The sequence below is a fragment of the [Clostridium] symbiosum ATCC 14940 genome (assembly GCF_000466485.1).
Lineage (GTDB): Bacteria > Bacillota > Clostridia > Lachnospirales > Lachnospiraceae > Otoolea > Otoolea symbiosa.
The window spans coordinates 19847-28176 of the sequence record NZ_KE992843.1 but is presented as its reverse complement, the minus strand read 5'-3'; the positions used below and the strand labels follow the sequence as shown (position 1 = coordinate 28176).

The window sequence follows — 8330 nt, the reverse complement described above, 5'->3', positions numbered from 1 at the left end:
AGCGTGTTTGAAAATTGCTTTCCGTCAGATGTACGTCACACTTTGTGAGAGATTTAGTCCGAATGAGCGCGGCGTAGTGGGCTACGGCAAGCGAATTCGGGCCAAATCTCCCGCGAAGTGGGGCATGCAGATGGCGGGAATGAATTTTCAAACACGCTCTAGCTTACAATCTTCATATAAACCCGGGAGGTCATCATATAGACCGCACAGTAGGCTGCGGCGAACACTCCGAAGGTTCCTGCCGTACACCAGGCGAACAGCTTTACATTCGTCATATTCATCAGTGCCAGAAGCCTTGCAATCATTGGAAAAGCAAACATTATATGGACACCCGACGCCGCCAGCGGCAGAAAGAACATCATCAGTATCTGGGAACGGATGGAGCTTCGTATCTCAGCTTTTGACAGTCCTACCTTCTGCATGATTTCAAAACGTATCTTATCGTCATATCCTTCTGTAACCTGTTTATAGTAGATAATCAGGACCGTCGCCATAATAAAAATGGCTCCGAGGAAAATTCCAAGAAATAATAATCCTGCATGGAGCGAAAAATAGAATCCCCACTCTTCCGCTGCCGCCTCTCCTCTTATGGGAACGGCAAGCTCCTTCATTCTGTCCATGATTTCCGTATAAGCCTGTACCTGCATCTCCCCGCTGCCATCCAAATCAAATGCATATTCATACTGTATTCCCCGCTCTGCAGCACCGTTCAACTGCATATCCATCAAAACCAGCTTCTTCATTTCCTCCATATCGGCAAGAATCACATAAAAGGTCCCGTAGGAACCAAAGGAGCTGCCCGTGTCCCAAAGCTGCGCCTCTCCAGGTGGAACCGTCCGGTAGGTTCTGCCGTACAGGGTCAGACTGTCTCCCATATAAGGGCTGTCGCCTGTAAATACCACTGCTTCGCCGGGTTTCAGGCTAAGCTCGGCCCCCATACTCCGGTTGTAGTCATCCTGGGTAATGGCACAGACCGTTCTGACCCTGTTTAATTCCCCGCTCCGCTTCGGGTCAACCGGAACCAGAACCCCCGGCGTCTCCTCGGACGCCGAAAATACAAAATCCTTGTAGCGAAACGCATTTTCCTGGCACAGGCCCTTCTCCTGAAGGACGTCGGCCACAATCTGATCCATCCTTTCTCTCACCGAATCGTCAATATCCCCCGTCTTAAGGCTGATATCTCTGACAAAACGATTCTCAAGAACATCATTGATTCCGCTGTACAGGGATACCGTAGAGGAAAGCATAACCATGACTGATGTGGAAAGAACACAGATCCCCGCAAGTCCCGCCGCATTCTGCTTCATCCTGTAAAGCATTCCGGAAACAGCGATAAAATGCTCCGTTTTATAATAAAACGTCTTACGTCTCTTCATAAATTTAAGTATTGCGGTGCTTCCGGCTATGAACAGGCAATATGTCCCAATTATTACGAAGATTACCGCAACAAAAAATCCGGTTATCAGGGAAATGGGATTTTTCGTAACAACGGCCATATAGTATCCCATCCCCAGAAAAACAATACCTGCAACAGCCGTAATCCATCTTGTTTTAGGTTCCCGTTCCCCTTCCAGTCCGCCGCGAAGCAGTTCCATCGGACTGGACACGTGGACTCTGGCCATATTTACGGCCAATATTACCAGGAAGAGGCAGCCATAGAAAATAACAGTAACCGCCGCCGCATTCCCGGAAAAGTGAAATCCCCACTGCACTTCTGCCCTGACCATGCGCAGGAGAAGAAGATAAACGCCCTTTGACAGCAGAAAGCCTCCTCCGATACCGCCGGTCAGACTTATCATGGCGATTGTCACTGTCTCAAAAAACATAATCCGGCCAATATGCTTTTTTTCCATCCCCAGTATATTAAACAGGCCGATTTCTGTTTTTCTCCGTTTGATAAGGAAACTGTTAGTGTAAAACAGAAACAGCCCTGTAAATACAGCAATGATAATACATCCCAGGCACAGTATCATCCGCATATTGCTGCCGCCGTATATATCATCTAAATCCGTATTGAGCGACAGAGAAAGAAGAATGTTAAATACCATAACGGAACCGATACAGGTCAGTATATACGGCACATAAGTGCGGGAATTTTTCCTGATATTCTGTGCTGCCAGCCTCATATAAAATAAAATGCTCATCGCCTTTCACCGCCCGTCGCAATTACTGTCAGCGTATCCGCTATATTCTGATACAGCTCCTCTGAATTCTTCCCTCCCCTGTAAATCTGGTGGAACACCTCCCCATCCTTAATGAACAGAACGCGTCCCGCATGGCTGGCTGCTTTGACGCTGTGTGTCACCATCAGAATCGTCTGGCCTTCCGCGTTAATCCGGCCTAAAATTTTCAGCAGGCCGTCCGCAGCCCTGGAATCGAGGGCTCCGGTGGGTTCGTCCGCCAGCAGAATACGCGGATTTGTAATTAACGCTCTGGCGGCGGCAGTCCTCTGTTTCTGACCGCCCGATATTTCGTATGGATATTTATCCAGAATTTCACTGATTCCCAGCTTTTCTGCCAGAGGCATGAGTCTTTTTTCCATCTCATCATAGGGAGTTCTTGACAATACCAGGGGAAGAAAGATATTATCCCTAATTGAAAATGTATCAAGCAGGTTGAAATCCTGGAAAACAAAACCCAGGTTATTCCTCCGAAACGCTGCCAAATCCTTTTCCCTGATTCCCGCCATGTCCCTGCCTTCCATTAAGACCTTCCCCTCCGTAGGGCGGTCCAGGGATGCCAGTATATTTAAGAGTGTTGTTTTCCCGGAGCCGGACTCACCCATAATCGCCACGTATTCTCCCTTCTCCACCGAAAAATTCACATCGGAAAGGGCCTGTACCCGGTTGCCGCCAAATCTTGTTGTATAGACTTTCTTTAAATGCTGCACTTCTAAAACAGCCATAGGTTTCCTCCTTTATATGGGATAATTGTATGTAACTGTATTATATAAAAGCGCCTGTCGGACTGCCATCGATACGGCTTACATTTTTTCCCGGCAACCTTACATTTCTGTAAGGTAACTTAACGGTAACCTGCACGCTCCGCGCACAGGTCACCGTCATCAATTAAATTCTCTACTCTGTTTCAAGCTGTACCGTATCCAGATGAAGCCTGATTTTCGTCCCTATCCCAGGTTCTGATTCCACCGAAACAGTATGGGAAAGCCTGTTTAATATCCGACGGCACAGATAGAGGCCGATTCCCGTGGACTTCTTATCATGGCGGCCGTTGTATCCGGTAAAGCCCTTCTCAAATATTCTGGGCTGATCCTCCGGCGCTATTCCGATTCCTGTATCGCTGATTACCAGCACCTTCCCGTCTCCCTCCTCCATATAGATAGAAATACCTCCCTGCTTTGTATATTTGATTGCACTGGAAAGTATCTGTTCTATTACAAAAACCAGCCATTTTTCATCTGTAAGAACGACAGTTTGCGGCGGCAGATAATTGAGAGTCAGCCTCTTCCTCACAAACATACCTGCATACTTTCGGACCGCCTGCCGGACGATACCGTCCAGCTCATACGTCTTAATGACCAGATCGTTTCCGCCGTCCAGTCTCAGATATTGCAGCACCATATTTACATACTCTTCTATTTTAAATAACTGTTCCGCCAGCTCACCATTCTCCCCGCCAAGATCCGCGCCTCCTGTCTGCAGCAGAAGCCGCATGGCTGAAATTGGCGTCTTAATCTGATGTACCCACATGGTATAATAATCCGTCATATCGCCTTTCGATTCCTCGAAGCGGCTGCTCATCCTCTTCCGATCTTCGAAGAGCATGAAGATAAGCCTGTGATATTCAAGCTCCATCGCTGATTTCGCCTGCGGAAGCTCATCCAGATAAAAGCTGTCCGGATCCGTCAAAAATTCCTTCCTGATTCTTTCTGCTGTCCTGTATTTTCTCCTGAACCTTCTGTAATCCGCCATGAGAACGGCAGCCGTCGGAAAGATGCAGAGTGCCGTTGCATACAGCACTGCTTCCGCAGGAAGACGGTACAGATAAAATACGCATGCAAATATACAGCAAAAAAGCAAAAAGAGGCCAAAAGGCCCCCTGCACTCCGCAAGATAGATACGAAACAGCTCTGCCTTCCCGGTTTCACCTGTCTGCGTTGTCCGATATTTAACGTCTCCTTTTTTTCTGTCCATATTTTCTCTTTCTCCCTATCCTATCAGATAACCGCTTCCTTTTTTTGTTGTTATAAAGTCAGACAGCCCCGCCTGTTCCAGTTTTTTTCTGAGCCTGGTGATATTGACTGTCAGTGTATTGTCATCCACGTAGCTGTCCGACTCCCACAAGCGTGTCATAAGGACATCACGGCTTACAATTTTTCCTTTGCTTTCCAGCAGGACCATCAATATCCTGTGTTCGTTTTTAGTCAGCTCTATCTTTTCACTGCCAAACGTCAGGCTCCCGTCGTCGCAGTTGAAAACCGCTCCCCTGTGTTCAATCAGCCGGCTCTGTCCCGCAAAATCATACGTCCGCCGGAGCAGGGCCTGAACCTTCGCCGTCAGCACCGTGAGATCAAAGGGTTTTGCGATAAAGTCATCGCCTCCCATATTCATCGCCATCACGATATTCAGGTTATCGGAGGCGGAAGAAATAAAGATCACCGGCACTCTGGAGACTGCCCGGATCTGACTGCACCAGTGGTATCCGTTATAAAAGGGCAGCGATATATCCAAAAGTACAAGCTGAGGCTCAAATGACGTAAATTCCCCCAGAACATTTTCAAATTTTTCCACCGTCTTAACAATCCATCCCCAGGTTTCCAAATGCTTTTCCAAAGCCGATGCTATTACCGCATCATCTTCTACAATGAGAATCCGGTACATATTATTGCCCTCCTCCGCCGCGCTTTATCATCTGACCTTGAACCGTTCCCTTACTCCCTCTGCCCGCCACGGCTCCTTCTGAAAAATGTCTCGGCCATCACCGTCAGCACCAGTCCCCAGGAGCCCACGGCCCGGAGAGAGTAGGAGAAATCGGAATTAAAAAAATCTTCCAGCCACTCGGTATTCCAGAGCAGAATCGTAAAAACGCAGGCAAAAAACACCTGATACAGGATATCAAATCCGGTCACCTCTTCCTTTTTCTCAGCCAGAAAAAGCACCAGCGGCAGGGTCAGGTAGATGAGCGTATAGGAGCCGCTCCAGACCGGAAAGAAAATCATGATTCCCGACAGCAGCACCATCTTTTTCCAAAGTACTTTTTGCAGGAGTACACAGCCGCAGGACAGCAGGAAGAAAAGAACCGAAACCACCCTGCCGGCAGCCAGCAGAAACGGCAGGGACATCCCCATTTTCTGTCCGATAAAGACCGTCGCGTAGGTAGCGCTTCTCAAATCGCCGAGGACAATTTCATTGCTGATCGCCTTAAAATTATAAAGCAGCACCGGGATTTTCCCGAATCCTCCAAAGAAGATAAACGGAAAGAAAACCAGGAAAAGGCCGTAAACCGTAAGTCTTGCAGCCTCCTTCCATCTCCTCTCCTGCAGATACAGAAGGCCAAACACGGCAGGATACAGTTTAAGCCCGGCCGCCACTGCCAGAAGCAGGATAGCCGCCTCCCTCTTCCATGCCTCCTTTGAATCCTTCAGGGCCGTAAACCCAAACAGCAGAAGGAGGACAATAAAAGCGGAATTTCCCCGCTCATAAAGTCCGATAAAAGGCGCCGACAGCAGGATGATAAACAAGAGCAGGCACTGCTCCTGCCGTTTTTTCTCTCTCAGGAAATACTGAACCAAAAATACCAGGGCCACCACCAGGACCGCCGTATACGCCACATACAGATTCAGGCCAAACAGGTTGTCCCTTACCGCCCTGTTTCCCGGGCCTTCAACCGCGCTGGCCGGAATGAATTTACCCAGAAAGTAGTAGAGTACATAGGCAAGCGGCGGAAAGCTGGCATAGATGCTGCTGTCATAAACATGAGCCCTGTCCCGGACGTACCAGATGTGGTTGAAAAAGTCCATAAAATAATCGTGTCCGTAATAAAAGAATGACCGGAATGTTTCACCATTGGTCTTCAGTATCAAAATAAATGAAATAATAAATCCCAGAAGGCTGAGAACGTAAAAAAGATTCTTCCTCTCTGTCATGTCTGGTTACCTCTCTTATCTTTATTTTAGGGCATAAAAAGCGAAAACACCTCGCGGAATAATTCGTGGCTGAACTGTTACCAGTAACATTCTATCAGCTATTATACAAACTGATCCGTTTTGTTGCAACCTTCGCTGCAAATGCCCTGTCATGCTCGACAAATATCATAGTCAGTCTATGCGCCAAAATTAACTCCTCTATCTGCATCCTGGAAAAGACATCAATAAAATTCAGCGGTTCATCCCATATATAAAGATGGGCCTGTTCACAAAGGCTTTTAGCAAGCAGAACCTTCTTTTTCTGCCCCTCGCTGTAATACTGCATTTCCTTAGAAAAATGTTCCCTTGAAAAGTCGAGTTTTCTGAGGATAGCCCGAAACAGCGTGTCGTCCAATCCATTTTTGCCGGTAAATTCATCAATACTGCCAAAGAGCCAGGAGGTATCCTGGGAGACATAGGAAATAATCAGTCCGGACGCAGTCTCCATCTTTCCGGACAGAATGCCGGGAGCATCCTCCGTGCCCAGAATCGCTTTAATGACCGATGACTTTCCTGAACCGTTTCTTCCGTCCAGAACCGTCCGGTCTCCCGCTTTTATTTCCAGGGACAAATGTTTGCAGACCGGAAGATTCTTTGGAGGATACCCCAATGTGACATCCTCCATTGCCACAAGAAGCTGCTTATGGTGACGAAGGGGGATAATCTTAAGGCTCTCCGCTGTCTCCACATCCTTCAGCAGCTTTTCTTTATCGGAAGCTGCCTTTTCCATCCTGTTTTCCGCTGATTTGGAACGTTTCATCATCTTTGCGGCCTTATGTCCGATATAGCCGCGGTCGGGTCTCAGCCCTCCCGTTCTCGTGCCTCTTTTCGTCTTTTCCACCGCGTCGGACCAGCGCTCCGCTTGTCTGGCCGCCTCTTTCAGCCTGCCGATTTCCTTCTTCAGCTTTTCATTCTCCATGGCTTCAAACTCATCTCTTCTTTGTTTATTATCCCACCAGCTTGTAAAATTTCCCTGTACCACCTCTATCGTATTCTTATTCAGGGATAACACATGATCAATGCACTCATCCATAAACACTCTGTCGTGGGATACCAGGATAAATCCCTTCTTTCTATTCAAATAACGGCTGACCGCTCTCCTTGCCTCCGTATCAAGATGGTTGGTTGGTTCATCTATCAGCAGAAAACTGTGTTCCTTCAGGAATAAAACGGCCAGCATCACCTTGGTTCTCTCACCGCTGCTGAGCGTTTCAAAGGGGCGGTAAAGAGCCTCCGCATCCATTTCCATCAGATTCATCTCCCTGAGCAGCTTCCACAGCTCATAGTCCGGATAAAGCTCTTCCACGATATCGATCGCTGGTCTGCTCTTATCCCGGACGGCAAAAGGAAAATATTCAAATTCCACCGGAGCCGATATCATACCGCGGTACTCATATTTTCCCATCAGGAGCTTTAAAAATGTAGTTTTCCCTCTCCCGTTCCTGCCGATAAACCCCAGCTTCCAGTCCGTATCGACCGAAAAAGAAACATCATTAAAAATCTCTTCATAACTGCCTTCATAATAAAATGTCAAATGATTTACCTGTATTTGTGCCATTCTTCCATCCTCCCTTTCGAATAACCGCTATACCACAGGACATACCTTCCTGTGAAACGCTGACCTGTTAACAGAGTTCTTTTCTGTTAAACAAAAAGGATGCAAGAATATTCCTGCATCCTGTATATCGGTTCCGAAAGCCGGCCGGGCCGGTATCCGTCAGGCCCTTTGCGGCCCAGACAGCGGACAGCACATATCCCGGAATTTAATCCGACGGAAAATGTACTTTAATATATTCAAAGATAAAAGGATATATATTCTTGCATCGCATGAAAACCGCACTGCAAACAGCAAATACGTCTCCCGCCGTTCAGACAGAAGCAGCCGTATCCGCATGATGCTTATCCGCACAATCTGCATGCTGATTATTAAATTCATTATCTGCAAGAATACATCTTCATCCTTTCATCTCCCATCTCTTTAACATTGTTTCAACCCACGCTCGGTATATTATCGTAGTGCGACCGCATCCTATACGGACAAGTGGTTGACGTCTGGTTCTATACCTTCCATTTGGTTCAATTGTTACTATAACAGTTGAAAAGCCGTATGTCAACTGCTAAAATATCCGCCGGGTTTGGGACTCTGAGGACTAATTGGAGATTTAGTTAAGCAGGTGAGGACGCC

Annotated in this window: 7 protein-coding genes; all 7 read right to left on the bottom strand. The window is 47.4% G+C overall.

Annotation, left to right across the window (positions count from 1 at the left end):
• Positions 1–151 (bottom strand): DUF6783 domain-containing protein (locus CLOSYM_RS23985; protein ID WP_334291426.1); only part of this gene is annotated, 151 nt, incomplete at its 3' end.
• A gap of 7 nt (positions 152–158) precedes the next feature.
• Positions 159–2144 (bottom strand): FtsX-like permease family protein, encoded by a 1986-nt coding sequence (locus CLOSYM_RS04835; RefSeq protein WP_021641186.1) that lies wholly within the window; start codon positions 2142–2144, stop codon positions 159–161.
• Positions 2141–2905 (bottom strand): ABC transporter ATP-binding protein, encoded by a 765-nt coding sequence (locus tag CLOSYM_RS04830; RefSeq protein ID WP_021641185.1) that lies wholly within the window; start codon positions 2903–2905, stop codon positions 2141–2143. The genes CLOSYM_RS04835 and CLOSYM_RS04830 overlap by 4 nt, the downstream gene beginning before the upstream one ends.
• Before the next feature lie 172 nt (positions 2906–3077).
• Entirely contained in the window at positions 3078–4154 is a 1077-nt protein-coding gene (locus tag CLOSYM_RS04825) for a sensor histidine kinase (RefSeq protein WP_021641184.1), read from the bottom strand.
• A gap of 15 nt (positions 4155–4169) precedes the next feature.
• Positions 4170–4841: a response regulator transcription factor gene (locus CLOSYM_RS04820; RefSeq protein WP_021641183.1), complete on the bottom strand. Its 672-nt coding sequence runs from the start codon at positions 4839–4841 to the stop codon at positions 4170–4172.
• A gap of 50 nt (positions 4842–4891) precedes the next feature.
• Positions 4892–6106: a glycosyltransferase 87 family protein gene (locus tag CLOSYM_RS04815; RefSeq protein WP_003500759.1), complete on the bottom strand. Its 1215-nt coding sequence runs from the start codon at positions 6104–6106 to the stop codon at positions 4892–4894.
• 94 nt (positions 6107–6200) lie between these two features.
• Entirely contained in the window at positions 6201–7703 is a 1503-nt protein-coding gene (abc-f, locus tag CLOSYM_RS04810) for a ribosomal protection-like ABC-F family protein (RefSeq protein WP_021641182.1), read from the bottom strand.
• Positions 7704–8330 lie beyond the last annotated feature (627 nt).

Bases quoted from the DNA above. Each gene is read 5' to 3' on its own strand.
- CLOSYM_RS04835 (WP_021641186.1), bottom strand. From the start codon at position 2,144: ATGAGCATTTTATTTTATATGAGGCTGGCAGCACAGAATATCAGGAAA.
- CLOSYM_RS04830 (WP_021641185.1), bottom strand. From the start codon at position 2,905: ATGGCTGTTTTAGAAGTGCAGCATTTAAAGAAAGTCTATACAACAAGA.
- CLOSYM_RS04825 (WP_021641184.1), bottom strand. From the start codon at position 4,154: ATGGACAGAAAAAAAGGAGACGTTAAATATCGGACAACGCAGACAGGT.
- CLOSYM_RS04820 (WP_021641183.1), bottom strand. From the start codon at position 4,841: ATGTACCGGATTCTCATTGTAGAAGATGATGCGGTAATAGCATCGGCT.
- CLOSYM_RS04815 (WP_003500759.1), bottom strand. From the start codon at position 6,106: ATGACAGAGAGGAAGAATCTTTTTTACGTTCTCAGCCTTCTGGGATTT.
- abc-f (WP_021641182.1), bottom strand. From the start codon at position 7,703: ATGGCACAAATACAGGTAAATCATTTGACATTTTATTATGAAGGCAGT.